This window comes from Wolbachia endosymbiont of Spodoptera picta, assembly GCF_018141665.1.
Lineage (GTDB): Bacteria > Pseudomonadota > Alphaproteobacteria > Rickettsiales > Anaplasmataceae > Wolbachia.
The window spans coordinates 279271-305839 of sequence record NZ_CP067976.1; the positions used below are offsets into that span (position 1 = coordinate 279271).

Below are 26569 nucleotides of genomic sequence, written 5' to 3' on the forward strand. Positions count from 1 at the left end.
ATATTCAAAATCTTTTTTATATTTGAAATTTAGTATTAGATAATTCTTGTAATGAGTTTGTAATCTCTTCGGTTAGCGCCATATGAATCTTTTCAGTGTCGCTCAGTGATGCAAGCAGTGCTGAAACTCTATTTGGAATATTAAGCAAATTATTACGGACAACTCTTGCTACATTAAACGCATCGCGCTTTACTTCTTCTACTGCTACAAGTTCTCCTATCTCAGCCTTAGCTTTCGCCTCAAGAAGTTTACCTCGCTCCATTTCATTTTTTATTCGCGTTTTAAGCAACATCGTGGAAAGTTTTTCTCCGCTTTCTGAATAGTTTTTTCTTCTCAGTGGTTGACTTGGATCTCTGATTGTTTCTATAGCCCTGTTTGCTTGTTCTCGGTCAATGAGTCCATCTTCCAGCTCAACTATTCCTTTTTTTACTAAAGAACAGACATATTGCTTTGATACTCCTATCTCTCTTGCCCATTCTGTTTGTGTGATTTTTTCCACTCTTTTCCTCCTCTCTTTTCGCTCCTTTTTACGAATTTTCTTCTTGAATTTCCGCAAAAGTTTTACCAGTACTGGCTAAAAGGGCATCTCTTCCGGTATATATTTGCCAACGTTTTATGGTTACATCTACAAATTTTGAATCTAGCTCTATTGTCCTACAGATTCTTCCTGTTCTCTCACATGCAATCAGTGTACTTCCAGAACCACTAAATGGATCAAATACTATATCTCCAGGTCTACTGCTATTAACTATTGCTCTCTCCATTAGCTCTACTGGCTTCATTGTTGGATGTAATGAGTTATGTGTTGGCTTATCATAAAACCACAGATCACTTTGATTTCTTCCTCCATGCCACTCACGTTTATTACCGCTTTTCCATCCATAGAGCATTGCTTCGTATTGTCTTTGATAATCTGATCTTCCTAGCGTAAAGTGACTCTTTGCCCAAATGATAAATGTTGACCATTTTCCTCCTGCCTCCTCAAATGCTTTTTTCAACGTTGAAAACTCTGATGATGATATGCAAATGTAAATTGCCCCCTTCGTATATGCTAAAATATGGGAACAGATGTCATAGAGAAAAAGCTCATACTTTTCACCTTGATTATCGTTTAGTATCTTTTTATCCTCTCTTTCTTGACTGCTACCATAATCAACGTTATATGGAGGATCACAAACAGTAATGTCTGCCATTTTATCATCTAACAGCGCTTTATATGATTCAACTACAGAGCTATCACCACAATAGATTCTATGATCACCTAAAATCCATAAATCCCCTGGTTTTGTTATTTCTACCCTTTTTTCATCACCAACCAAGTCAGAAAAATCTTCTTTTTCACCATCTAAGTCATCAAGGAAATGTTGAACTTTTTCTAGCTCAAATCCAGTCATTTTAAGATCAAATTGTAAATCTTCTAACTCTTGAATTTCCACCTTCAAAAGATCATCATCCCACTTTGCCCAATTAGCTGATTGATTTGCCAGTAACCGAAAAGCTTTGGTTTGTGGTTCATTTAAATTATCACTTAAGACCACTGGAATACTCTCCATACCAAGTTTTCTTGCTGCTTTAAGTCTTAAATGGCCATCAACCACAGTCCCATCGCTTTTTGCAATTATTGGTATACGAAAACCAAACTCCCGAATAGAAGCACACATTCTATTTACTACGTCATCATTTTTACGTGGGTTACGCTCATATTCGACTAGATCTCGAGTAGGATAGTAGTGGATTGCTAAATTCATATATGTTTAAATTCTTAATAATTAAAAAGTTAATATTCAAAATATCTCTGACGCTAAAGAAGGCCTGGGGTCAAACCCACCAAACCCTCCAGCATGGCCGAAAGGACCCACTTTTTATGGGTTTTTTGTCTTATTAATATCTTTACTAATATAGAACATCAAAGCTAAAGCATCGGCCTCATTATCATCTCTAGGTGAAAAACTTTTTTCACGTATCGCTTCAATAACTTCACTCTTACTTGCATTGCCTTTGCCTGCTATAAAGCGTTTTATAGTTTTAACATTAACACCTTGGTAGGGAATATTGTTCTCTTCACACCAAGCAGATAGAACGGCAAGAAAACCACCGTAGCAATGCGCTGCATCAGTTCCTAGATGTCTTCTCACTTCTTCAAAATACACTGCAGTGAACTCATGTTTCAAAGAATTAAGCCAATTACGAAGATTCAAGAAGCACATGCCACCTCCACTGAAACGACTACCATGAAAGCCTTTGCTTCCACTTTCAATTATTCCATCTGTTAGAATTGCCCAGCCCGTTTGCTTGCCAAGGTCCAGTGTTAGGATTGACATTTATATTCATAATTTGTTTCGCTAGAGTGCTATATAATATATATTCAGGATTTGAAAAATTTTTGTCCAAAAAATCTTCTTCTTAAGCAAACTTTTTAGAAAAAACTTGGTTAAAAATCAGTAAACAGCTATTGCATAATTATTGGTCAAGACTTTCAGATTTCTATCTTAACTATTTAAATAGTCTATTATGTTATCATGGTGTGGTTAGTTTCTTATGAACATTTATCCAAATCGTAAATTTTGGGAAGATGATTTAGAAGTCCCTGTTAACCATTTGCTTGACCGTTTTCACAATACAAAAATACGTCAGTCTTGGATAGATTCACTTTCTGGTAAGCAATTAAATATTATTTTTCAAAACTCCTTTAAAGATAAATTAAATGCTCAACTCTTTGATGATGAAAGTTACGATAATACATCTGTACAATACAAACGTAAAGTGATTGCTAATTATTCCGATTCTCTCGTTACTTACTACTTGATTACCTGTTTTGACCGTGCAAAACTAGAAGTTACTGTCAGTGAAATTGCAAGATCTGCATTAACTACAGAACTCATGAAATCCTACCTTGTAAAAAATAATAATAAATATGATAAGAAGTCTTTGCTGTTTCTACTGTTTCATGCAGATTACAATCTTTTAAAGTCTGTCTATCACTTTGAAAAAATACAAAGAAAGAGTTTCATGTCTTTTGCCTTACAAAAAATACCAAGACGACCAAGTACTCCATTTAAGGACTTTATCTCAGAGGAAATCATACAACAAATACTGAAAGAAAATAACATTAAGAGAAATGACAGTTTCGAGAATCAACTACAAGGTTTCTTCTATCATCAGAATCGTTTATATGTGTTAATACGCAAAGCTAGCGATATAGATTTGTTGTTAAATTCAAACAAAGTTATTCATGGCCATAAGGCAGAGTGGATGATTTTGGATTTTCTACTAAATGGCACTCAGGTAGATCTTGGTGCTAGAAATATTGATCAAGCTATAGAAATAGCAAATAGCATTGCAAGTTGTTACTTTGGCTGCGAATGTATTTTTGTAGATGTGCAGGATAAAAATTTCGCGGAACAGGTGCATAAATTTATAGAAACTTGTATTAATGAATCTGATTCAAATATTCGTGTTTTTGAGTTAAAGTTTCAGTCAAATCGTTTCAATTACAGCTATACTAATATCACTTTGACTGTCGCTCCATATGATCCTATTGCACCGGAATTGCATGTTTTAAAGCCATTTGTAGGAAACATAGTGCCACTTATAGAGTCGATTAAAGTAATATTTCAAGGCAAAAAGATAGGCTTATTTTTCAAGCGAAGTGATGAGTATATAGCAATTTACTACTCTGAACATCCTCTGAATAAAAGGGAAAGAGAGGATTTTAAAGCATACATAAAACAATTTTATGGTCTTACAATCTTGCCAAGAGCAAATCTCTGATCTTCTTAATTCTGGCAGCTCTTGGGTTAATCCAAATCAAAATTACATCGAAGCAGCAAGGTATTTGTCAGATCTTGAATTAATTAAGATGCAAGAGAGGTCTTACATTATCTGCTCTCGTAGACAAGATAAATTAGATTGGCCCAATATAGTTGATCCATACTGTAACAATGAGATTTTCATTGATGAGGACTTTAACGAAGCATGCGATAATATAATTTGTGAAAACTGCAACCGTGATATTTTACCTAATACCTACAAGAAGCAAAGATTTCACCACTTATCTGCATATTTAAACCCAGAGAAATTTATGAATTGGTTTGAAGGTCAGCTAAGTGATACAAATTTTATGTGGCAAAAAGTGGAAAGCGGAGTTTATCATGTTGGTGGACAAGGTAAGATTGTAAGTTTAATCATACTTGATTTTTGCACCAATCCAACATTCTTAACGATAGATAAGCTTAAAGCTAATCCAACTGTATTAATAATACTGAGAAAAAATCCATCAAACATACCTCTTGATTTGCCCATAGTAAAAATGGTTGACCTTTTCTTTCAGCATAAGACTTTAATTGAAGTATTCCAAGAAGCAGCACAAAGAGGAGTACTAGAGTTCATACCAAATACTTCAATGCAAATCTTACATACTGCACTTAATCTAATTGAACCTCCTAAAGAGAAGGAATTATTAAAGTTGCAATTGATAGAGGGCTCACTTTACGTAAACAATATAGAGATTCTAAATAAGAAAGCTGTAGCATGTATGAAGGTTTTTCGCATATTATTTGAACAATTTTTGAATGATTGTAAAAAAGAATTACCTCCTGAAAAACACATGTTGCTTAGCATAACTGAAATAGAAAAGCGCCTAAATCTTGATCCAGAAGCAGATCCAGAACATCACATCAGAAAACCACTAAACACAATCCAAAGAACAATAAAAACCACCTTAGCTAAAAAATTAGGACTAAACATCGAACGTAATGATGTGATTCAAACAGTTGGTTGGCCTGGATCATTGCGTAGAGATTATGGTTACCGTATTAACCCTTTTACTGTGGTAGTTCGTTAACTGTGTTGACGAGAAGTAAAAGTAGTATATTTTACCCTAAAGTCACATCTAGCTTTAAAATACAGTTTTTGTCTTATTTAAAGAAATTTGAAAATATAAATTCTCAATTACGCAACTCACCAAAAACCTATCTCGTTTCTTTTGCTTTCTTCAATCTTTTCTACTCTGTTCGTTTGCCGACTTTTGTGTTTGAAGCACATCTACACTCAATGCCCTTCTATAATATATATACCGGATTTCTTGCTACTTTTTCCGGGATTTTCTGAAAAAAAGTTAAAATAATTTGAATGTAGCTCAGAAATTAAAGAGCTTTAAGAATCCGCTAAACGGAACTCCTAGACATCTTACTATTTGAGTTGTTTCCATTTTGGAAATAACTGTTTACTGGAGCTGAGAAGAGGTCAAATGGATTTTTGATAAAACATATATCCCCCTCTATCTAGCTCATTAATAAGTTATAATAGCCCTCTAAAGACGTTTTAAAGAATTTGGTTGCAGTAAAGACAATTAATTGGTTAAATTCCTTAAACTTCATTAATGGTTTGTTTGTAAGTTATAGGAGATAGATAATGGATGAGAATAAGATTGTATTTTATACTACCCCAGGTGGAAATATAGAAATTGAAGTTTTATGCAGAGATGAAAATCTTTGGCTTACGCAAAAAAGGATGGCTGAATTATTTGATGTGCAACTGCCGGCTATTAGTAAGCATATAAAGAACATATTTGAATCTGGTGAATTACAAGAAAAAGAAGTTGTTTCCACTTTTGAGGTAACTGCTGCAGATGGTAAAAATTACCCGACGCAATTTTATAATGTAGATACAATCATAGCTGTTGGTTATCGAGTTAATTCTAAAAAGGCTACATCTTTCAGAGTATGGGCTACAAAAGTTTTGAGGGATTTTATCATCAAAGGATTTGTATTGAATAGTGAACGGCTAAAAAACGGCCCAAAGTTTGGCAAAGATTACTTCAATGAATTACTTGAAAAAATCAGGGAAATACGAGCATCCGAACGCAGATTTTACCAGAAGATTACAGATATTTATGCTGAATGCTCTGCAGATTATGATCCACATTCGGATATAACAAGACAATTTTACGCAAAAGTACAAAATAAATTATATTGGGCAATTTATGGTTTAACTGCAGCAGAGTTGATATGTTCTCGAGTTGATCACGAAAAGCCACATATGGGGCTAACTACATGGAAAGATGGTTCTGGCAACAAAATTCATAAGAGTGATGTGAGTACTGCAAAAAACTATTTGACTGAAAAAGAGTTGAGTGAACTAAATCATATTGTTTCGATGTATCTAGATTATGCGGAACTTCAAGCAAGAAAGCATCGGCTAATGAAAATGCAGAATTGGGTTGAAAAGTTGGATGCATTTCTATTGTTCAATGATTATGAAGTGCTTAAAGATGCTGGTAAAGTTAGTGCTGAAGTTGCAAAAGCTCTAGCTGAAGGAGAATACGAAAAGTATAGAGTTATACAAGATAAATTACATGAATCTGACTTTGATGAATTAATGAAAGCAAGTAAAGAAAGTGAGAAAATAACTACAACAAAAACCAGCTTGTAGTTGAGCTATCTATGTTTGACATCTTGCTTTTATTTTAATTTCAAGGGGGGTGAAAAATTGTGTGCGCCAAGAAGTACGTAAGGAACAGTTGGTGAAAATCCAACACGGGTAAAGCTTAGCCAGCAACCTGGAACAAACCATTATGCTGCGTAAGGTAACGAGCGTAGTAAAGCTAATGGAATGGACAACATAGGGTGCAACGAAAGTGAAGGTATTGAGTCCCGTAATTCACGCGTCATGGGGGCCGACACTTTACATTTGGTGGAAGGCAACATGGGTAATAACGCTAAGGAAAGATATTACTCACCCCATCGGGATCGAAGGCCGCGTCATGTGTTGAGATGGACCTTACGTGAACTTGGGAGATCCTTTGTATTCCTGTAAGGGTACTCTGGAACAAGTCAATAAAGGCAAGGACTGGAGGAAGATGCAAAGGAAGTCGGACTAACTGATAGTACTCGGAGTGTGGGAAAGCCACATACAAGGGGAAGCGGTTAGCAATATAGTGACTGGTATAGGGATTGCTATACCAATACAACAGAGATTGGAGGAGTATGCAAGGAAAACTAAACCAGATAGCAGTAAGGGCTAAGCAAGATAAGCGAGTAAAATTTACATCGCTAGTTCATTTGATTAATGAAGAGAATCTTGCAGAGTGTTACAAGGAACTAAAACGCAACAAGGCTTGCGGTATAGATCGTGTGACAGTGGAAGCTTATGGAGAAAATCTAGAAGAGAAACTTAGAATGCTAGTGGATAGTATGAAGAGAAAGCAATACCGACCGCAACCAGTGAAAAGGGTATACATACCCAAAATTGGAAGCAAGGAAAAACGCGGTCTCGGAATACCATCAACAGAAGAAAAGTTGGTACAGGTAATGCTAAAGAAGATATTAGAAAATATTTATGAAGCAAACTTTATGGACAGCTCGTATGGATTTCGACCAGGAAGAAATTGTCATCAGGCGATAAACGTTCTAGATAAAGCAGTTATGCACAAACCAATTAACTATATTGTAGAAGTGGATATCAAGAAGTTCTTTGATAATGTTCAACATAAATGGCTAATGAATTGTCTAAGGGAACGAATAGCTGACCCAAATTTATTGTGGTTAATAAAACGATTTCTAAAGGCAGGAATAGTCGAAGTTGGATGTTATAAAGCAACCGATCAAGGCACACCACAAGGTGGTATAGTAAGCCCTGTATTAGCTAATATATACTTACACTATGTGCTGGACTTATGGTTTGAAAAGAAATTTAAGCCAAAAGCCAGAGGATATATACAGCTAATAAGGTTTTGCGACGATTTTGTAGTTGGCTGCGAGAGGGAAGAAGACGCAAAAGAATTTCTAGAATTACTGAAACAAAGACTAAGTAAATTTGGATTGGAAATAGCTGAAAATAAAACAAAAATAGTAAAGTTTGGTAAGAAAGAATGGTATCAAGCAGAAAGAGAGAAACGTAGGACGGCTAGCTTCAACTTTCTAGGATTTACACATTATTGTGGAAAAAGTCGTAATGGTAAACTTATGATGAAGCAGAAAACTTCAAAAATAAGCCTAGCTAGAAAGATTAAAGAAATCAAAGAGTGGTTGAAGATGGTACGAAGTCGTATCTGCCTCAAAGATTGGTGGCAGAAACTTAAAGCCAAACTAACAGGACACTATAGCTACTTCGGAGTTAGCGGAAATTATCGGTGTTTGATTCAATTCAATCGACTGGCAACAAAGTTAGCATTTAAGTGGATAAACCGACGTAGTCAAAAGAAAAGTATCGATTGGGAACAATTTATACACTATTTAAAAGTAAATCCATTACCAAAACCAAAGGTATATGTTTCTTTATACACAGGAGCACTAGTGTGAACGCTGTATTGTGGAGCCGTGTGCGGGAAATCCGCAAGCACGGTTCTTTTGGGGAGACTATGGTTATGAGACCAAATCGCTGATTTCAAGGTCATAAGTCTCTACCAGACCCTTCTCTATGATCTTGACCCATTAATGCTAGCTACCTTGTGGGCATCCCTGCGAGACAAGGACAAAAGTTTACCGAAAATTAACAGTATTCACAAGGTGTTAGGCCAAATTAACATTGGTGTAGTAATCAGAAATGAGCTACAAGCTTTACAGTCCAAATATCAAGATATTATTGTTGACGCAAGAAGAGCAGATGAAACTTTAAGGGCTGCCTTATCATTAGCTAATCTAGCTATATTTCCCATTAATCCATCTGGGATTGATATGTGGACGTTTGACACTCTGAGCAACTTAGTTAACGGTACTCAAAGTTGTAATAAAACCTTTAAAGCAAGAGTGCTATTTAATGGAGTACACACCAATCCAGGTGCAGCTAAAAAACACATTGAAGAATGTGATGATTTTTTAAGTGAATTTGACAACTTAACAAGGTTCGATAGTTTTTTAAGTTGGCGAGCTGCAGTTCAAGACGCCTCTGGCGAAGGTATGGCAATTGTTGAATATAAACCATTAGATTTAAAAGCAATTAGGGAAATTGAATCTGTTTATGAGGAAGCCTTATCTACTGTTAGAAAATCAGAGCCAGCACAGTCAGTGTTAAGGTTGCCACCTAGTTTACATCAAAAATTGAGGGAAATAGCCTTTATAACAAAAGATACAGTTTCTAACATTGGATTCAGGGTTTTAACGGAATACATTAAAACTTTAGAGAAATAAGAAACCAATCAAATCCTAATAGTCGGAACATGATGGAATAGGTAAAGTAGCGAGGAGATGTGAATGCCAGCAGCATATAGTTATGATTTAAGGAAAAAAGCATTGGATGTAGGGGAAAGTAGAGCATTTGTAGCCAAGAGGTTTAAAGTTAACATTCTATGAATGGCAAAAAGGTGCAAGAAAATAGGCGATTTTAAATCAAAATATAGATCCAATAGAGCGTGATTGATATCTTGCTAGTAATAGTGTAACAGCTTTTATTAAGATATTTTTTTGCCATACGGCAGCAATAACAAAATTAGAAAATTGATGGCTGAATATGTTGGCATTGATAAACAGTATATTATGCTTCAAGCAATATTTACTTTAGTAGCTTCTACAACTTTTTTTAGTATAGCTTCTCCTTGGTGCTGTGTACCAACAGCAGTATTTGCACTTGCTACGTGTTTCTTTGTTAAAAATGATGTACATGCTGCATTTTCTGCAAAAGAACTTTCTCCTGAGTTTGCCGAAATTATTACTGAAAAAGTAGTAAATAATGTTGAGCTCAATGCAGAAGACAACTCTCAATCGAGAAGCTACTTGTATGAGACTGTGTTATATAGCGAAACTAGATTTCACTTTTACACACCTAGATAAGGGATAACAGCAGACACTAGAATGACAAAATCGTTATTCTGCTACGCATTATCGCCGTGTAACTATAGCTATATATGAACTAAAAAAGTAATACTCACTAGATCTTAATATTTTAGATCTATATTTCAATAAAATATTACAATTAGTATGCATGATCCATTTAAAAGTGAGGATTATAAAAAAATCTTGATTCTCTGATCAAAGCTATAAAGCTAGGAAATTCAGAGAAACAATATGATAAAACAGTAACAGATTTATCTCATGCTTTAGAGGGTTTTACAGATAAGGCAGAAGATGTAGCTAAGCTTGTTATACGTGATGACTTGAATAATTGTATAAAGAAGGCAAATAAAAAGCCATTAATTCTTAGGATATTCAATAGAATATTAGGAAGAGATGTTTCGATTAGGAATATAAGTAATTTTATAAAAGATAAATTGCCTCCTTCAACTGCTAGAACAGCAATCGAATATACAGATGTTATTCAAAAAATTTCAGATTTAGAGCGAATAGAAAGAAGTCAAGATAAATATAGGTCATATGGAATAAATTTAGAAAATAGACAGCAAAAGAAAAATCTCTTATATGAGCGAGAAGATTCAGGTTATGGAGGTTCATTAAACGAAGATCCTGAGTATGAAGAAATATCAAATTATCAAGAGGAAAAAAGTAAATCTTTAACAAAAGATTTGCGTAATCTACAATCAATTAAAGAAGAGCCGATTTATGCAACAATCTCTAAAGAACATATAGAAGCAAAAAGAGAACATAGGAAGAAACAACAACTTCAATCTCTTGCACCACCAAAACCACCAAGAGTACCACAAGTACCAGAGAAAATGTTTACTATCAATCAAAAAATTAGATAAGAACCGAAAAAAGATAAACCTGCAGTACCACCAAAGCCCAAAGATTTAGGCGAAAAAGTAAGCACAGAGCAAAAAATAGTAGTGGAAAAATCAGCTGAGAGTAGCCCTACACTACCACTAAAATCTGAAAATCAAGATGGTAAAGAATCAGCAAAAAAAGCTGATGGACCAAAAGTACTAGTAGTTGCTATGAAAAAAGAAGTGACTCGCGAGAGTAGTAAAGTAAAGGCATTAAAAGAAAGATTTGAGCGAAATCAAGTAAAGAACGTGTTGCCTGCTGAAAACAAAACTGCTTCAGTAACACAAACGGATATCAGTGTGAAGAGAAAACAATCTCGTTCATTTCCAGTAGGGAATAAAAAATCTTCGATCAACCATCTTGCCAGCAAAAATTTACCTTCCACGAATGTAAGTGTAAAAGAAATGGTTAAAAAATTTGAAGGGAGAAAAGGTGAAAGATAGTAATATTTGGGTATTTCCCTACTCATAAAAATTAGCTCTTATCATAACATTTTTACAGCCATAAGAGGAAGTTTTTATAGGATTGGGGCTAAAGAAAACTTGCATGTAAATGTATCAAGGTATAAAATTATAAATATTAAGAATGAATAGGTTAGTTATGAATCTTGTAACAAAATCCGCTATCGATTTTACTGCTTCGGCTGTTCTTGCTAGTGGAAAAATAGTTGATGATTTCTGTTTAAGTAAACATATAAAGGATAAGTATGCTGTCCTTTTTTTCTATCCACTTGATTTTACTTTTGTCTGTCCAACTGAGTTGATATCATTTAGCAACAAAATAGAAGATTTTTCAAAACGTAATGTTGAAGTGATAGGAATAAGTATAGATTCAAAATTTTCACACTATAAATGGCGAAACACTCCAGTTAATGATGGTGGTATTGGAGAGGTTAGCTACAATTTAGTGTCTGATATCAAAAAGTCTATATCAAGAGACTATGGGGTCTTATATGATGACTCAATTGCACTAAGAGCAACTTTTGTTATTGATGATAAGTTTGTTGTACGTCATCAATCGATAAATGATTTTCCTTTAGGGCGTAATATCGATGAGTTTATTAGAATTATTGATGCAATAAAACATAATGAAGAGCATGGTGAAGTATGTCCAGCAGGGTGGAAAAAAGGTAAGCCAGCAATGCAGGCAAGCGATGAAGGAGTGGCTGATTATCTAAACTCACACAGTGCAGAATTATAAATTGAGTACAAAAGTTCTTATTATTGGATCTGGAGCAGCGGGTTATGCTGCTGCTATATATGCAGCACGTGCAAATTTAGAGCCAATTGTAGTAACAGGAATGCAACCTGGTGGTCAGCTTACAATTACTACGGATGTTGAAAACTATCCAGGTTTTATTTCTATACAAGGTCCAGAACTCATGGAACAAAAGAGGTTGCATGCAGAGAAGGTGGGGGCAAGGATAATAGATGACGAAATAAAAAGCGTTGAACAACTTGAGGATTCTAATAAGTATAGATTTAGATCTTGTGGTAATGCTAGTGACTACTATTCGAATGCAATTATAATCGCAGCTGGTGCGCAAGCGAAGTGGCTTGGCCTGGAGAGTGAAAAGAAATTTCAAGGTTACGGAGTTTCGGCATGCGCAACTTGTGATGGTGCATTTTTTAGAAATAAAGTTGTAGCTGTGGTTGGTGGTGGAAATACTGCTGTTGAAGAAGCAATATTTTTAACTCGATTTGCTAAGAAAGTTATACTGATACACAGGCGTGATAAGTTAAGAGCAGAGAAAGTAATGCAAGACAGGCTCTTTAAAAATGATAAGATAAAGGTAATATGGAATCATACCGTAGAGCAGATTCTTGGAGAAGAAAATCCTAAAAAAGTTACTGGCATTACAATTAAATCAACAGACATCAATAAAACCCAGGAATTGAAAGTAGATGGAGTGTTCATTGCAATTGGGCATGCACCAAATACAGGTATTTTTAAGGGCTTTGTTGAAATGGATCAGCAAGGTTATATAATTACGAAACCTGGAACAACTCTAACCAGTAGGGCAGGGGTGTTTGCTGCTGGTGATGTTCAAGATAAGGTATATCGCCAGGCAGTAGTTGCCGCAGGAACAGGGTGCATGGCTGCACTTGATGCGGAAAAGTTTTTGGAATCATAATTAATTCTAAAATTTTTAACTAAATTACTTGCAATTTTCTTTGTTTTTTTATAATTATGTCAATAAATTATAGGTTGGGGAGAATTTAGTATGCTTTCGAGAAGTAATGTAGATTTTGGAAGAAGGGTTGTTAGTGATGTAGGATTACGAGCTCAAAATCAAACAACTTCAGGACAATCAACAACAAAATTATTTGAAGCTATTTATGATGAAAATCTAGGAGATTTTGAGCGAGCTCTGGAAGAAGGTGCGAATGTTAATACGTTTAATGAAGAAGGCATGACACCTTTGATATCTATAATTAGTAATTTATCTTCAGGCTCTGGAGCAGAGAAAGAATATCAGAGTATGATTAGGTTACTTCTACTTCACCAAAGCATAGATGTTAATATTCATGAAAAACGTGATGGCAATACAGCTTTGCATCTAGCAATGTGTTTTCTTCAAAAGAAAGTGTTACAACTCTTACTAAGTCATCCGAGAATAAGTATTTATCTACAAAATAAAAGTTTTCAAAATCCTGAGCAATTTGTTAGAACAAGTTGTGCTAAGTATTTGATAATAGAAATACAAAAAGCAAAAACAGGAAAAGAATTATTAAATGCTCTTTCTAACAGAAATATTGACCAAGCAAAAAGACTATTGAATCAAGAACTCAACCCTAATTGTTGGAAAAGAAATTCAAATGGAGAAATAGAAACACCACTTAGTCTGATTATCAAATCATGTTTACAAGGAATAACACAAGAAAATGAAGAAGTATTGACTAAACTTTTAAAACATAAGGAGCTAGATTTTAGTCAAATAAAGCCAATACCAGCTATAGAGCAAAATTCACGATTGAAGCAAATCATTGAGCAAGTTATGAAGGAGCGATTAACTGATGCTATTAATAGAAAAGATTTGGATGATGTAAAAGAATTAATAGAAAATAATTGCTTTATGAATGATCAAATTGTTATTGAGGTGCTTAAAAGTTTTAATCCTGTCAGAGAATATCTAAATGAAAAATTCCCTACAAGTGCAGAGCAACCTGTAGCAAATACACATAATGTTCAACCAGCAATAAACGATGAGTTTATTGCTCGAGAGTTGCAGCAGCTCGAAAACCTTAGAAATGAACTTGAAAGAACAAAGGCTCGACTTACTAGAGAAAAAAGTCAACTTGAAAACCTTAGAGATGAGTTTGAAAGAACAAAAACTCAACTTAGAAAAAAAGAGCAAGAGCTGAATAAGGCCGTAAGTGAAAGAACAAGAGACACTAACAAAATTTCACAGTTAGAAAGGGATTTTAGGCAAGAGAGATTAGAACTTCAAGCTCAAAATCAAGACTTAAAGAACAAAAACAGAAAACTTTCAGAAGCAAACATTTATAATAGAAGGCAAAGTAACTATGCCTCTGCTTCTTTTGTGTTATCTGGAGCGTTTGCTGTTGGTACATGTTTAACAATATCGAATCTAGAAATATGTATTTCACTTGCTGTAGCTGCATCTGTTTTCATTGCAATTGGGTGCTACTGTTCATATAAAGCAAGTACAGTACTGAGTGATGTGACAAGCACTGAATTTGGTAATGTTATCAGTTTAAGATAGAGTTAAGGTTTTTACTTCTTCTCTAAACTCTACTGAAAGTTTTATACATCCTGAAAATACCTTGATAATTCGAGTGAATGTGAACCTGAGTGGTTTCAAGACTTAAATAGTTGTTGTAAACTTGCTTTTATTATCTTTGAGTTCAAGAAATTAAAAGTTTAACGATGAGAATTATAATTATAGACCAAAGTAAAAAGTAGGCTTTTCCATTTGATTTATTTTTCACCTGTAATTTTTTGTCAGCTATTAGGTTTAATTTTTCTATAAGGCTAAATATTCCTTGGATTGTTTTGATGGGATAAGAGCTTTTAATTTTTTCCCTATACCCTATTTTACTTTCATGTTGACTGTTTATCCATGTTTCAACTACTTTCCACATATTGATTTCTGGATAGACTTTCCTACATGTTCCTTCTAATAAAATCATAGTTTTCTGCAGCAATAACAATTGTGTTTGAACTTTCATATCAAAATCACCAGTTATTTTTAATAGCTGAGTAAGTAATCGAGCAAATGAAATCTTCTGTATAGGCTGTCCAACAATGGGCTCACCTATTGCTCTGCAAGCTGTAACAAAATTTCTATGCTGTGATGGAACATAACCGGCTCTAAAGTGCATTTTTGCAACGTGATCATAATCCCTATTTAAAAAGCCTTTGAGTATCTCTATAACGTAATAGCATGTCTCACGATCTATTCTACCCATGATTCCACAATCCAGGGCAATAATATTGTTATTACTATCGATCATTAAATTTCCAGGATGCATATCAGCATGAAAAAAATAATCCCTATATACCTGATTACAAAAAGATTCTATAAGATTGATAGCTATTTGCTTTCGGTTATTCAGCTTTTCAACTTCGTATATTGGTATAGCTTCCATCCATTCTAATGTTAAAACCTTTTTTGAAGTTCTACTCCAATCTATTTCAGGTACGTAGAAACCTCTGTCATGTTTAGTATTTTCCTTCAGTTCCGAAGAGTGGGCAGCCTCAAAACGTAGATCTAACTCTAATCGGCAAATTTCAGCAAAAGTTTTGACTAATTCAACTGGCTTCAGCCTTTTTGATTGTTCGCTAAATTTTTCTGCAATTTCTGCAAGCCAAGAAAGCATTTTTATATCCCTTGAGAATGTTTTCTCAATATTTGGCCTCAAAACCTTTACAGCAACTTCCTTACCCTCAATTGTAACTGCTCTATGCACCTGAGAAATTGATGCTGCTGCAATTGGCTTTTCAGAAAAACTTGAAAAAATGTCGCTTAATTTACAATTAAACTCACTTTCTATAGTTTTAAGTGCTATTTTATACGAAAATGATGGCAATCTATCACATATCAATAGCAAGTTATTTGTTATGTCCTCATTTAAAATATCAGTGCGTGATGAAATGGATTGCCCAAATTTAATGAACACCGGACCTAATCTTTCAAGAGCACGCTTTAGTTTATGACCTTGTATTTTATTTATTGATTTTTTTGATGGTGGAAGTAAATAAGGTAACACATTGTAGCGTGTTAGCACTGTAGTTATTTGCAGAAGACGTAGAATATTTTGAATCATTTCGCTGCGTAACTGCCAAATATTTCATTTATCTCCATAATTTCATCAGGTTTACCTTGATAATAGATAGTATTATTTATGCAAATTATGTAATCTGAGGATGGTAGAGCAGAGTTAAGGTCATGAGAAGTCATGAGAATCGATACTGATCGTTCTTTTGCGATTTTATTTATAATATCATAAAATTTAGCTCGTGCGTTAATATCCATTGCACTGACTGGCTCATCTAAAATGATCAAATCAGATTCTGAAATTAAACAGCGTGCAAGCAGCAGTAATTGTGTTTGTCCTGCAGAGATTTCTAATACTTGATTTTTTAGGATGTTACCGATACCAACCAATTCTATTGCTTCTGTAACAATGGGTTGATTTTTCTTCAATTTCTTCGAGGAGCTATTGAAAAGGAAAGACTCAACTGTTATTGGCATCAAATTACCAATACTAAAATTTTGTGGCATATAGCTAATTTTTATATTGTCAGCGAATACAATACTTCCAATAAAACCTTTATTTATACCAGCAACTGCTTTCACTAAAGAGGTTTTACCTCCGCCATTTGGACCAAGTATTGTAACTATATCTCCTCTTTGTACTGATATGTTGATATTATCAAGAACTTTTTTATTACCGTATGAAAGAGTAAGGTTTTCTATTTTTAGAATGCAGTTATTGACACCACTTAATTTTTTGGCAAAAATTGACTTCTTCTCAACATTTATATGAGACATTTACTGTTTTTTTTTCTATTACTTTTATTTACATTATACTACAATAGTGCCTTTTCGTCCAATTTAAAAATTGTAGCTACAATCAAACCTATACACTCACTTGTAGCTTCTGTTACAGATGGAATTTCAAAGCCAGAACTACTAATGTACGAAGTAGTGTCTGAACATAACTACATGCTCAGGCCTTCAGACGCAAGTAAATTAGAATCTAGTAATATTATATTTTATATCGATGATTCTTTGGAAACATTCATTAAAACTTTCGCTAAAGAAAATAAGAAGTTAATACCGCTATCAAGTGCAATCGATCTACTTCCTGCTCGACCACATTCATTTTCTAGTCACATTCAAGATGAAAAAGATTTGCATATTTGGCTGAGTCCTGAAAATGCAAAAAGTATGATACTTTCTATCAGTGCAACATTATCTAATATAGATAAAGAAAATGCCTATCGATACAATACTAACGCAGAGGAGGCTATAAGAAAGATAGACCAAGAAGTAGAAAAAATTACGAAAGAATTGGATGAGTTAAAAAATCAAAAATACATAGTTACTCACGATGCTTATCAATATTTCGAAAAATATTTTGATTTAAGTTACCCAAGCGCCGTTCTTTCTATAGAAGAGGATTCTTACATAGGTATGAAGAGTTTAATGAAATTAAAAAAGGTAATGAAAGAGGAAAACGTTAAATGTATTGTTTCTCATTCACGAGAGGATAGCATAAAGCCTAATGTCTTTTCTAGTGACGTAAAAATGGTGATTCTTGATCCTATTGGATCAGATGTAGAGCCTGGAAAGGATGCATATCTAGATATAATCAGCAGCATTGCACAAAATTTCAAGTCTTGTTTCACTGAGTAATGAGTTCTTTTATCTATTCAGATAGCATTGCAAACTTAGTGCTTTCTATTCCAATCACAACTATACCGACATTATCTACCAGAAGTATATCATCCCAGTCTGGGATTCAGTTAAGTTGGTAAGCATAAAAATATTATGTTAAAGCACAACGTTCTTGATGAGACTAGGGCAAGCCAATGTCAGCTACTTGAATGACACCATTTGCTATGCCCTCAAAAATGAATGCTCGTACAGCTGTGTGCCAGCTACTTGCATCTGCTATTTTTACTCATAATTATCTTGCCTGAACGAACTTAATTTCAAGTAGTTAATTATAGAAATAATCGTATAAAAAAAAGAAGATAACCAATATCTTCTTTTACTCTAATTAAAAAGACATTGAATTGTAATTGTCTATTTCATCTGATATAAGCGATAATTTTATGCTCTCAAAACGGAGATTACTTGCAATATCTGTTAACTGTTCACTAAGTGTTACTTTTTCTGGTGAATGGTGTTCAGGAGCTTTTAATTTTCTATTACAGTCAGCCTTACACCAAGATCTATTAATTTTTGTCAAGAAATCATTACCCTCGTATTTATTTTCACACTGTCTGTGGCACAAATTAAGTAAATCAACACCATGCACTGTCAATGAAGCAGAATCTTGTGTAAATTTTACCATAATATACTCCTTAATCTTATTATATCTATATTAACATATAAATGTGAATATTATACTCATATAGTTACTTTTTATGGCAAGTGGTTTTTGGTTATTTTCTAAACTTTCTTTATAAAAACCATAGGCGCCTATTGGTTTTTAGCTAAAGTAAAGATCAAGTATCTGGCATACTGGACATAAAATCCTCCTGTGTAAAAAAGATTAGAAAAAAAGTGCGGCGCACATACGACAGAGATTAAGTATGTGTGTGCACCCACGTACGCTGAAGAAGATACGCCACATTTTTTAATGAGTTTGATTGTTTAATGAAAAAAGTCTGCAGATAAAGATAGATTTTGAGCTCTTAAAATATCTTTGAATATGATTATAGTCAGATTTAAAATATGCGCAAGCAATTTTTTTCTGTAAAAGTTTAACAAAAGAATTCAAAAGTTTGTGAACAACCTCTAAGTGTATGGTCACAGAGTGTGATGGTATATAGACTATCTGGATCATTTAAAGTGTCAGATCAAGTCTTATTTAATAAATTGAAGAACTAAGTTGTTGATAACTGACCTTTAATTTTTATAGGGACACTTTCGACTTCTTTAGTAAGAACATACTATAAGAACTATAATTATGTGCATTTATACATAATACTGTGGGTAATTTTTTAAAATAAAAAGAAGTAGCCTATCTAGTACCTTTAGTGTACATTAAAAACAGTAAATTTATACTAAAACTTCTACACTTGCCAAGCTTTCTAATGACTTTTTTCCATTTAAGCAATAAAAAGGCCAGATCAGGACAAAAACGCTACCATTTTCAGCCCTTATTCAGGTGGCTCAATCCCCATAACTTATACAAGTTACCGTAATCTTTCAAAACCTCAAATAGACTTTCTCTAATGCAAAACAGTATAACTAGTGAGCAATAAGCTACACTCCTTTTAGCTGTAAGCTTTGCATGATAATATACTTACTTTAATTTTTCTTCTTTAAATAATACGTGTCTTCTGACCACTGGGTCATACTTTCTAAACTCGAGCTTCTTGGGAAGGTTCTTAGGATTACGTTTTTTTACACAAAAATAGCCTGTTAGTTTCTCTTCTCCAGTTTTTGTTGTTTTGGTTGCGGTGCTAACTAGCTTGACAAGCAAAGAAGCATTTTTTTTCGCCATAATTGTAGTGATATAATAAATTCTATGCAAGTTTAGAACGCAAAACACTGAAAGTCAACCCAATAATGCAGGTCGCAAAATTCTTGACAATCAATAATATATTAAGTAGTATAAGAACATTTCAGAATGAAAAGCAGACGGTAAATAAGTGGCAAGTGATGGCAAAAGGTTATTATTGATAGAAAGTACTACCTGTTCTAACGAGGTAAGGGTTGCCCTACTAGTTAATGGTAGGGTTGTAGAGTTTGAACAAGAATTCAAGGAAAAAAGACAATTAAGAGGTAATATATACGTTGCTTATGTAAAGCGTATAGAGCCTGCTTTGCAGGCCGTGTTCATTGAGTATGGAAAAAATAAGCAAGGTTTTTTGTCTTTTTCTGAGATATCTCTAAATTACTTTAATATTCCAGAAAAAGAGAAGGAAATTTTCCCTGACGCAGGCTATTCGAGCGATGTGGACTGTTCAAATGATAATTGCACAGAAGAAGGCCTAGATTCTACAGCTAGTAATGAATCCAGCAGTGGTTTTGTGAGGGAGGTACCTTTACATAGAAAATATAAGTTACAAGATGTGATTTCAGTAAATCAAAAGTTATTGGTTCAATTAACTAAAGAAGAACGAGGAAATAAAGGAGCTTCATTTACAACATACGTAACTTTGGTTGGTAGATACTGTGTTTTCATGCCCAATTCCATAAGTAGGGGTGGAGTATCTCGCAGAATTGAAGATACCAACGTTAGAAAACAGTTAAAGGATATATTAAATTCAATAAATTTACCAAAAGGCTCAGGTTTAATAGTAAGAACTGTTGGTGCAGGAAAAAGTAAGAAAGAAATTGAGCAAGATTACGATAATTTGACCTTATTATGGCAAGATATCCAGCAAAACTTCTCTTCTTTAAATGTTCCATCATTAATTTACAACGAAGCAGATGTAGTTATGAGATCTGTACGTGACTTTTGTAGTAATGATACAGAAATTATAGTATCTGATAGAGAAGTTTGTGAAGCGGTAAGAAAATACACTAAAAATGTGTTACAAGGAAAATTACGTCCTAGATTATATAGAGGTTCTGTTCCAATCTTTACTTACTATCGAGTCGAAGATCAAATTTCTGAATTATATAGCAATAGAGTAGAATTACCATCTGGTGGGTCTTTGGTGATAACCTTAACTGAGGCATTTGTTTCAATAGACGTAAATTCAGGGAAAATGACAGGAGAAGATAACATAGAAAAAACAGCTTATAGAACTAATATGGAGGCATTATCTGAAATATCAAGGCAAGCGAATCTCAGGGGCTTATCAGGGTTAATAGTTGTTGATTTTATTGACATGTTGAAACTTGAGTATTGCAAAAATGTTGAATTTGCTATCAAGCAGGCGTTTAAAGATGATAGAGCTAAAGTTCAATTTAGCTTTATCAATGACTTTGGTTTAATGGTCTTTTCAAGACAAAGAATTAAACCAAATATACAGGAAATTAATACTACAGAGTGCTTACGCTGTAAAGGTATTGGAAGAGTGAAATCAAACGAAGTGGTTGTTGCATCGATACTAAGGGATTTGCAACATATTGCTAATAAAAATCAAAATAAGTCCTTTGATTTAATAGCACGCAGTGCAGTTATAGCGCACATTTTTAATAATAAGCGTGATATGGTTTCTACAATCGAAAAAGAGTTCAATATTACATTAAATGTTAGTATTGATAATAGTTTAGATGCAGATACATTTATTTTAAAGCAAGGAGACCATATTAATTTTAATGATTATAAGCCATTGCAGAATTCTGGATGTCAAATTGTGAATAGCAGGGATAAAGAAGCTGGTAGTTCAGATAAACTACCGGGCAACTTTTGGTTAACTAAATGGCTTTCGCGCCTTTTGGGCTCTAACAACTAAACGGGACTTGTAATTAACGAGTTTTATACTTATATATTTTACATCAGATAATATTTAAAAGGGAGTATTCATTATGGGAAGAGCAATAGGTATAGATCTTGGAACAACAAATTCTTGTGTTGCAATAATGCAAGGCAAGGATGCAAAAGTAATCGAGAATAAAGAAGGAGCAAGAACTACTCCGTCTATAGTTGCATTTACTTCGTCTAGAGAAAGGTTGATTGGTGCTCCAGCAAAAAGGCAAGCAACTACCAATGCAAATAATACTTTTTTTGCAACTAAGAGATTGATAGGTCGCCAATATAGCGATCCTGAAATGAAGAATCTAGGTGTACCGTATAAGGTATTTGCAGCAAAAAATGGTGATGCATGGGTTAAAACAACTGATAGTAAAGAATACTCTCCTAGTCAAATTGGTGCATTTATACTACAAAACCTGAAAGAAGCAGCTGAGGCTTATCTTGGGGAAGAAGTAAAGGATGCTGTGATAACAGTGCCGGCGTACTTCAATGATTCTCAACGTCAAGCAACAAAAGATGCAGGAAAAATTGCTGGATTAAATGTCCTCAGAATAATTAACGAACCAACTGCTGCAGCACTTGCTTATGGTCTTGATAAAAAGCACGGACACACAATAGTAGTGTATGATCTTGGTGGTGGTACATTTGATGTTTCAGTTCTTGAAATAGGTGACGGAGTTTTTGAAGTAAAGGCTACAAATGGTGATACTCACCTTGGAGGGGAAGACTTCGATAATGCAGTAGTAAATTATTTACTGGGTGAATTCAAGAAAAGTAATGGCATTGATTTGAAAAACGATCCAATGGCTATGCAAAGAATCAAAGAAGCTGCAGAAAAAGCAAAGGTAGAATTGTCAAGTGCAATGGAAACAGAAGTAAATCTACCGTTTGTTACAGCTGATGCAAGTGGCCCAAAACACTTAAATATGAAGCTAACAAGAGCAAAGCTTGAAAGTTTAGTGAATGATTTAATTGAAAGGACTATAATTCCTTGCAAAAAAGCTCTTGAAGATGCTGGTTTGTCTGCTAGTCAAATTGGTGAAGTAGTTCTTGTTGGTGGCATGACTCGTATGCCAAAAGTCATAGAGAAAGTTAAAGAATTCTTTGGCAAAGATCCACATAGAGGAGTTAACCCTGATGAAGTTGTAGCAATTGGGGCTGCAATACAAGCAGGAATTATTCAAGGTGATGTAAGAGATGTGTTACTACTTGACGTAACTCCACTTTCTCTTGGTATTGAAACTCTAGGGGGAGTGTTCACTCCACTTATTGAACGTAATACTACTATTCCCACAAAAAAATCTCAGGTGTTTTCAACTGCAGAAGATAACCAAACAGCCGTTACAATTAAGGTACATCAAGGTGAAAGAAAATTGGCGATTGATAATAAACTGCTTGGTCAGTTTAGTTTAGAAGGAATACCACCTGCTCCTCGCGGGGTTCCTCAAATTGAGGTGACATTTGATATAGATGCAAATGGAATAGCGCATGTTTCTGCAAAGGATAAAGCTACTGGAAAAGAGCAAAAAATACGTATTAAGTCTTCAGGTGGTTTATCGGAGGATGAAATAAATCGGATGGTGAGAGAAGCTGAGGAAAAAGCACAAGAAGATGAAAAGCGTAAGAAATTTATTGAAGTGAAGAATCAAGCGGATAGTTTAGTTCATTCTACAGAAAAATCTCTAACAGAATATGGTGATAAAATTTCTCCAGAAGATAAATCTGCTATTGAAAATGCAGTTAATGAGTTAAAGGAAGTGAGTAAATCTGACAACATTGATGATGCTGATTCAATACAACAGAAAGTTACTAACCTCTCTCAGTTATCTATGAAACTTGGAGAAGCTATGTATAAGGAATCTCAACAACAACAAGGTGGAGAAAGCTCATCCACAACAAATAATGAGGAAGAAAAAGTAGTAGATTCTGATTATCAAGACATGGATAATAAAGAAGAGAATAAGTAATTTGATTGTCATCCCAGTGCCCAGATACTGTGGGATGACAAGAGGAGCGTATTGTTGCTTAAAGGAACTATTGTGGATATTATTAAGACAATAGAAGAAAAATTACGCGATTCAATAGGTGTAATTGATATTAATATTATCGATGAATCAGCAAAGCATGTAGATCATTATTTTGCTTCTTCTTCGACACTACCTTCACATATCAAATTAGTATTAATATCTAACGACTTTTCTGGAATGAGCTCTTTAAAGAGGCATAAATTGATCTATGAATTATTAAAGAGTGAAATAGAGCGATTACATGCGATTTCTCTTCACTTGTATACGCAAAGCGAATACAATCTAAAAAATAAATAATAAAAATATGAACGAAGAGTCTTTATTAGTTAAAGCAGGAAGAAAATTTAATGATTATAAAGGGTCGATGAACCCACCAGTTTATCATTCTTCTACTATATTATTTCCTACTTACAAGGACTACTTAAATGCAGCAAATGGAGAAAGTATATACGATGTAATCAATGATGGTGTTGCAAGGGATTACAGTTACAGTAATGTTGGTACGCCTACTGTTCATTATTTTTCAAATGCACTGGCTGAAATTGAGGGTAGGGGACAAGCACTCATCTACCCTTCTGGATTATTTGCACTTACTTTTGCTATTTTGACTTTCACTAAAGCAGGTTCACATGTCCTGATACAAGATAATAGTTATTATAGGCTAAAGAGATTTGCCGAAAATGAACTACCAAAAAGAGGAGTAGAAGTAACTTTTTATAATCCGACACAGGATATAACTGATTTAGTTCAGAGTAATACTTCACTCATCATGATTGAGACTCCTGGTTCTATAACGTTTGAGATTTCAAATATAGAGCATATAGTAAAAGTTGCTAAAGCACGTGGAATCGTAACCGTTTGTGACAATTCATGGGCCACTCCTTTGTTGTTTAAGCCGCTTGATTATGGAATTGATGTTGCACTATACGCGGTGACAAAGTATCTAGCCGGTCACTCAGATCTAGTGATGGGAGCTATGGTTGCTGAAAGTAAAATTTTTAAATTGCTTTATGAGAGCTATAAAAATTATGGAGTCACCATTCAATCGCATGACTGTTACCTTGCACACAGGGGACTTAGAACACTGCAAACACGCATGAGGAAGCATCAAAGTACAGCAATGCAAGTGGCAAAGTGGCTGGAAAAACATCCAAAAATCAAAAAAGTCTTATACCCCGCACTTTTTTCCTATTCTCAGCATGATTTATGGAAAAGTTATTTCAAAGGGGCAAGTAGCGTATTTAGTATAGTACTCGATAGAGAATATTCATGTGAAGAACTAGGCTGTATGGTTGATCACATGAAAGTTTTCGGCATCGGTGCTTCTTGGGGAGGATGTGACAGTTTGATACTACCAATAGGTCATAAATCTATGTCGAGATCTGTCATGAATTCAGATTATGGTGGAAGTTTTGTGCGAATATTTTGCGGACTAGAAGATCCTGAAGATTTGATTTTTGACTTGAATACTGCATTAATAAGACTGCCATGTTCAAGTGTTAAAGATGATTGTGAGACTGAAAGAGCTACTGCATAACATTGTAAATACTGACTTTGATATTGAAATCAAAGGCGTCACATGTAATCCTAAGACAGTTAAAGAAGGTTACCTTTTTGTTTGTGTGTCAGAAAGGAGTAAAGAACACGTAACATGTCTTCCTAATGGATGTGTATACAACTGTGTAGACGTTGTAATACAAGGGGCCAAGAAAGATGTCATCCCAGTGCTCAGGCACTGGGATCCAGAAAATTTGATTGTAAACAAGCATACTAGACAATTGTATAATGAAAACTGGATTCCAGTGTCAAGCACTGGAATGACAAGTACTCCAAGTTTTGCAGTGCTTTACCATTCGGACCCTCAAGGAATATACAGTGAAATAGTCAGCAGGTTTTATCAATTCAAACAACCTAAATATGTTGCTGCTGTAACTGGTACGAATGGTAAAACTTCAGTGGTGGAATTTTGTCGCCAGATTTGGCAAGATAATGCAGCGTCTATAGGAACACTGGGAACATGTGTCAATAATAATAGAAAAGATAATAGCCTTACAACGCCAAGTGCAGATGATCTTTATTCCACATTGCGTGACATAAATAATAAGAACGTAGAACACTTAGCATTAGAAGCTTCAAGCCATGGAATCGATCAATACAGAATCCATGGACTCAGGCTCAATGCTGCAGCTTTTACTAATTTCTCTCAAGATCATTTGGACTATCACAAAAGTATTGATGAGTATTTTGAGGCCAAGAAAAGGTTGTTTGATGAGGTATTGCCAAAAGAAAAAACAGCGATTTTAAATGCAGATATAGGCGAATATGGAGAGTTGCTCAACATAGCTGAAAAGCGTGGCAACAAAGTTATAACCTATGGAAAAAAAAACTCTGACATTACTTTATTAAAGCAGATACCCACTGCCAATGGTCAATACCTGACAATTCAAATCGGTGATGAAATTTATAACGCATTTTTTCCGATTTTTGGGCAATTTCAAGCATATAATTTGTTGTGTGCAATCGGTATAGTTATTTCATCTGGTATGGACTATCAAAGAATGTGTATAGATAAACTCGCTTATCCATCTGGAAGAATGGAAAAAGTGAACACTTTTGCATTTGTCGATTACGCTCATACTCCAAGTGCACTCAAACAAGCTCTGTTGTCTTTAAAATGGCACTTCAATAAAAAGATAGTTCTAGTGTTTGGTTGTGGCGGGAATCGTGATCAAACAAAACGTGCAGAGATGGGTAAAATAGCACAAATGCTTGCAGGTAAAGTTATAGTCACAGATGACAATCCGCGTGATGAAGATCCGGGGAAAATTCGTCACGATATTTTGTTACATTGCCCTGATGCACTGGAGATAGGAGATAGAAAAAAAGCTATAGAGAAAGGTATAAATATAGCACATGATGAAAATATGATTCTGCTAGTTGCAGGAAAAGGACATGAAAGATTCCAAATAATAGAAGGCCAATCCCTTGAATTTAGTGATGTTGAAGTTATTAGAGAGGGCCAAAAATTTGCTACTGCTGTTTTGCTCTCTCCTTCATCCAACGCCTGAATGGCTTTTTTCCTTAAGTCATAACTGTACGCTGCTGGCATTTTTACCTTCTTGTTACACTAAATCACTATCTTATCTTGTTCCTACTATTATGAGAAGAGCTATACAAGGATATGAAAGTGGAGATTGTGGTTACAAGATTAGTGAGAGAATATAGAAAAATTGAGGATGAAATATTGCGTGAT

The 26569-nt window shown here is 34.5% G+C and carries 24 protein-coding genes and 1 pseudogene; 18 read left to right on the forward strand and 7 right to left on the reverse strand.

The window, feature by feature from the left end; genetic code table 11:
- Positions 1–16: 16 nt before the first annotated feature.
- The 3 genes from JKF54_RS01160 to JKF54_RS01170 all read right to left on the reverse strand — a co-directional run bounded on the left by JKF54_RS01160 (position 17) and on the right by JKF54_RS01170 (position 2321).
- Complete coding sequence (locus JKF54_RS01160; protein ID WP_141457100.1) at positions 17–499, reverse strand: hypothetical protein; 483 nt, start codon at positions 497–499, stop codon at positions 17–19.
- Between the two features lie 28 nt (positions 500–527).
- Positions 528–1748, reverse strand: coding sequence for a DNA modification methylase (locus JKF54_RS01165; RefSeq protein ID WP_211908278.1), 1221 nt, complete (start codon positions 1746–1748; stop codon positions 528–530).
- A 114-nt stretch (positions 1749–1862) separates the two neighbouring features.
- Positions 1863–2321, reverse strand: a complete 459-nt coding sequence (locus JKF54_RS01170; protein WP_211908280.1) for a crossover junction endodeoxyribonuclease RuvC — start codon at positions 2319–2321, stop codon at positions 1863–1865.
- Positions 2322–2538: 217 nt separating this feature from the next.
- Between JKF54_RS01170 and JKF54_RS01175 the strand changes: the two genes are divergently transcribed.
- From JKF54_RS01175 to JKF54_RS01220, 12 genes and pseudogenes are all read left to right on the forward strand, one after another.
- Entirely contained in the window at positions 2539–3771 is a 1233-nt protein-coding gene (locus JKF54_RS01175) for a hypothetical protein (protein WP_211908282.1), read from the forward strand.
- Complete coding sequence (locus JKF54_RS01180; RefSeq protein WP_211908284.1) at positions 3737–4843, forward strand: hypothetical protein; 1107 nt, start codon at positions 3737–3739, stop codon at positions 4841–4843. Before JKF54_RS01175 ends, JKF54_RS01180 begins: the two co-directional genes overlap by 35 nt.
- 569 nt (positions 4844–5412) lie before the next feature.
- On the forward strand, positions 5413–6432 hold the full coding sequence (locus tag JKF54_RS01185; RefSeq protein ID WP_211908286.1) for a virulence RhuM family protein: 1020 nt from the start codon (positions 5413–5415) through the stop codon (positions 6430–6432).
- A gap of 554 nt (positions 6433–6986) precedes the next feature.
- Positions 6987–8300, forward strand: coding sequence for a group II intron reverse transcriptase/maturase (gene ltrA / locus JKF54_RS01190; RefSeq protein WP_211907771.1), 1314 nt, complete (start codon positions 6987–6989; stop codon positions 8298–8300).
- A gap of 135 nt (positions 8301–8435) precedes the next feature.
- On the forward strand, positions 8436–9128 hold the full coding sequence (locus tag JKF54_RS01195; protein WP_211908288.1) for a P-loop NTPase family protein: 693 nt from the start codon (positions 8436–8438) through the stop codon (positions 9126–9128).
- A gap of 63 nt (positions 9129–9191) precedes the next feature.
- Positions 9192–9344 (forward strand): annotated as a pseudogene (locus tag JKF54_RS06725) (IS630-like element ISWpi11 family transposase); the annotation flags it as partial.
- A 57-nt stretch (positions 9345–9401) separates the two neighbouring features.
- Positions 9402–9767, forward strand: a complete 366-nt coding sequence (locus tag JKF54_RS01200; protein ID WP_246433208.1) for a hypothetical protein — start codon at positions 9402–9404, stop codon at positions 9765–9767.
- Between the two features lie 323 nt (positions 9768–10090).
- Complete coding sequence (locus JKF54_RS06245; protein ID WP_246433209.1) at positions 10091–10636, forward strand: hypothetical protein; 546 nt, start codon at positions 10091–10093, stop codon at positions 10634–10636.
- 81 nt (positions 10637–10717) lie between these two features.
- Entirely contained in the window at positions 10718–11098 is a 381-nt protein-coding gene (locus tag JKF54_RS06250; RefSeq protein WP_246433210.1) for a hypothetical protein, read from the forward strand.
- 157 nt (positions 11099–11255) lie between these two features.
- Positions 11256–11855 (forward strand): peroxiredoxin, encoded by a 600-nt coding sequence (locus JKF54_RS01210; RefSeq protein ID WP_010401485.1) that lies wholly within the window; start codon positions 11256–11258, stop codon positions 11853–11855.
- The gene (trxB, locus tag JKF54_RS01215; protein WP_211908290.1) at positions 11842–12789 is read left to right on the forward strand and encodes a thioredoxin-disulfide reductase; all 948 of its coding nucleotides are present in this window, start codon (positions 11842–11844) and stop codon (positions 12787–12789) included. Before JKF54_RS01210 ends, trxB begins: the two co-directional genes overlap by 14 nt.
- A 90-nt stretch (positions 12790–12879) precedes the next feature.
- Positions 12880–14382, forward strand: a complete 1503-nt coding sequence (locus JKF54_RS01220) for an ankyrin repeat domain-containing protein (protein ID WP_211908292.1) — start codon at positions 12880–12882, stop codon at positions 14380–14382.
- A 142-nt stretch (positions 14383–14524) separates the two neighbouring features.
- Here JKF54_RS01220 and ubiB read toward each other — a convergent pair whose 3' ends face one another.
- Both ubiB and JKF54_RS01230 read right to left on the reverse strand, forming a co-directional pair.
- Positions 14525–15946, reverse strand: coding sequence for a 2-polyprenylphenol 6-hydroxylase (ubiB, locus tag JKF54_RS01225; protein ID WP_211908294.1), 1422 nt, complete (start codon positions 15944–15946; stop codon positions 14525–14527).
- Positions 15943–16674, reverse strand: a complete 732-nt coding sequence (locus JKF54_RS01230) for a metal ABC transporter ATP-binding protein (RefSeq protein WP_211908296.1) — start codon at positions 16672–16674, stop codon at positions 15943–15945. Before JKF54_RS01230 ends, ubiB begins: the two co-directional genes overlap by 4 nt.
- On the opposite strand from JKF54_RS01230, the gene JKF54_RS01235 reads away from it, so the two are divergent.
- Complete coding sequence (locus JKF54_RS01235) at positions 16666–17541, forward strand: zinc ABC transporter substrate-binding protein (RefSeq protein ID WP_211908298.1); 876 nt, start codon at positions 16666–16668, stop codon at positions 17539–17541. The genes JKF54_RS01230 and JKF54_RS01235 overlap by 9 nt on opposite strands.
- Before the next feature lie 367 nt (positions 17542–17908).
- Here JKF54_RS01235 and JKF54_RS01240 read toward each other — a convergent pair whose 3' ends face one another.
- Together JKF54_RS01240 and rpmG are read right to left on the reverse strand one after the other, a co-directional pair.
- Complete coding sequence (locus tag JKF54_RS01240; RefSeq protein ID WP_211908300.1) at positions 17909–18205, reverse strand: hypothetical protein; 297 nt, start codon at positions 18203–18205, stop codon at positions 17909–17911.
- Between the two features lie 957 nt (positions 18206–19162).
- Positions 19163–19363: a 50S ribosomal protein L33 gene (gene rpmG, locus JKF54_RS01245; protein ID WP_012481745.1), complete on the reverse strand. Its 201-nt coding sequence runs from the start codon at positions 19361–19363 to the stop codon at positions 19163–19165.
- Between the two features lie 148 nt (positions 19364–19511).
- Here rpmG and JKF54_RS01250 point away from each other — a divergent pair, with 148 nt between their 5' ends.
- The 5 genes from JKF54_RS01250 (at position 19512) to JKF54_RS01270 (ending at position 26384) form a co-directional block, all read left to right on the forward strand.
- Positions 19512–21269: an Rne/Rng family ribonuclease gene (locus JKF54_RS01250; protein ID WP_211908302.1), complete on the forward strand. Its 1758-nt coding sequence runs from the start codon at positions 19512–19514 to the stop codon at positions 21267–21269.
- Positions 21270–21342: 73 nt separating this feature from the next.
- Positions 21343–23256 carry a molecular chaperone DnaK gene (gene dnaK, locus JKF54_RS01255; RefSeq protein WP_211908304.1) on the forward strand — a complete coding sequence of 638 codons (1914 nt, stop codon included), beginning with the start codon at positions 21343–21345 and terminating at the stop codon, positions 23254–23256.
- Between the two features lie 72 nt (positions 23257–23328).
- Complete coding sequence (locus tag JKF54_RS01260) at positions 23329–23613, forward strand: BolA family protein (protein WP_064085813.1); 285 nt, start codon at positions 23329–23331, stop codon at positions 23611–23613.
- Positions 23614–23620: 7 nt separating this feature from the next.
- On the forward strand, positions 23621–24853 hold the full coding sequence (gene metC, locus JKF54_RS01265) for a cystathionine beta-lyase (RefSeq protein ID WP_211908306.1): 1233 nt from the start codon (positions 23621–23623) through the stop codon (positions 24851–24853).
- Positions 24822–26384 carry a Mur ligase family protein gene (locus JKF54_RS01270; RefSeq protein WP_211908702.1) on the forward strand — a complete coding sequence of 521 codons (1563 nt, stop codon included), beginning with the start codon at positions 24822–24824 and terminating at the stop codon, positions 26382–26384. The genes metC and JKF54_RS01270 overlap by 32 nt, the downstream gene beginning before the upstream one ends.
- Positions 26385–26569 lie beyond the last annotated feature (185 nt).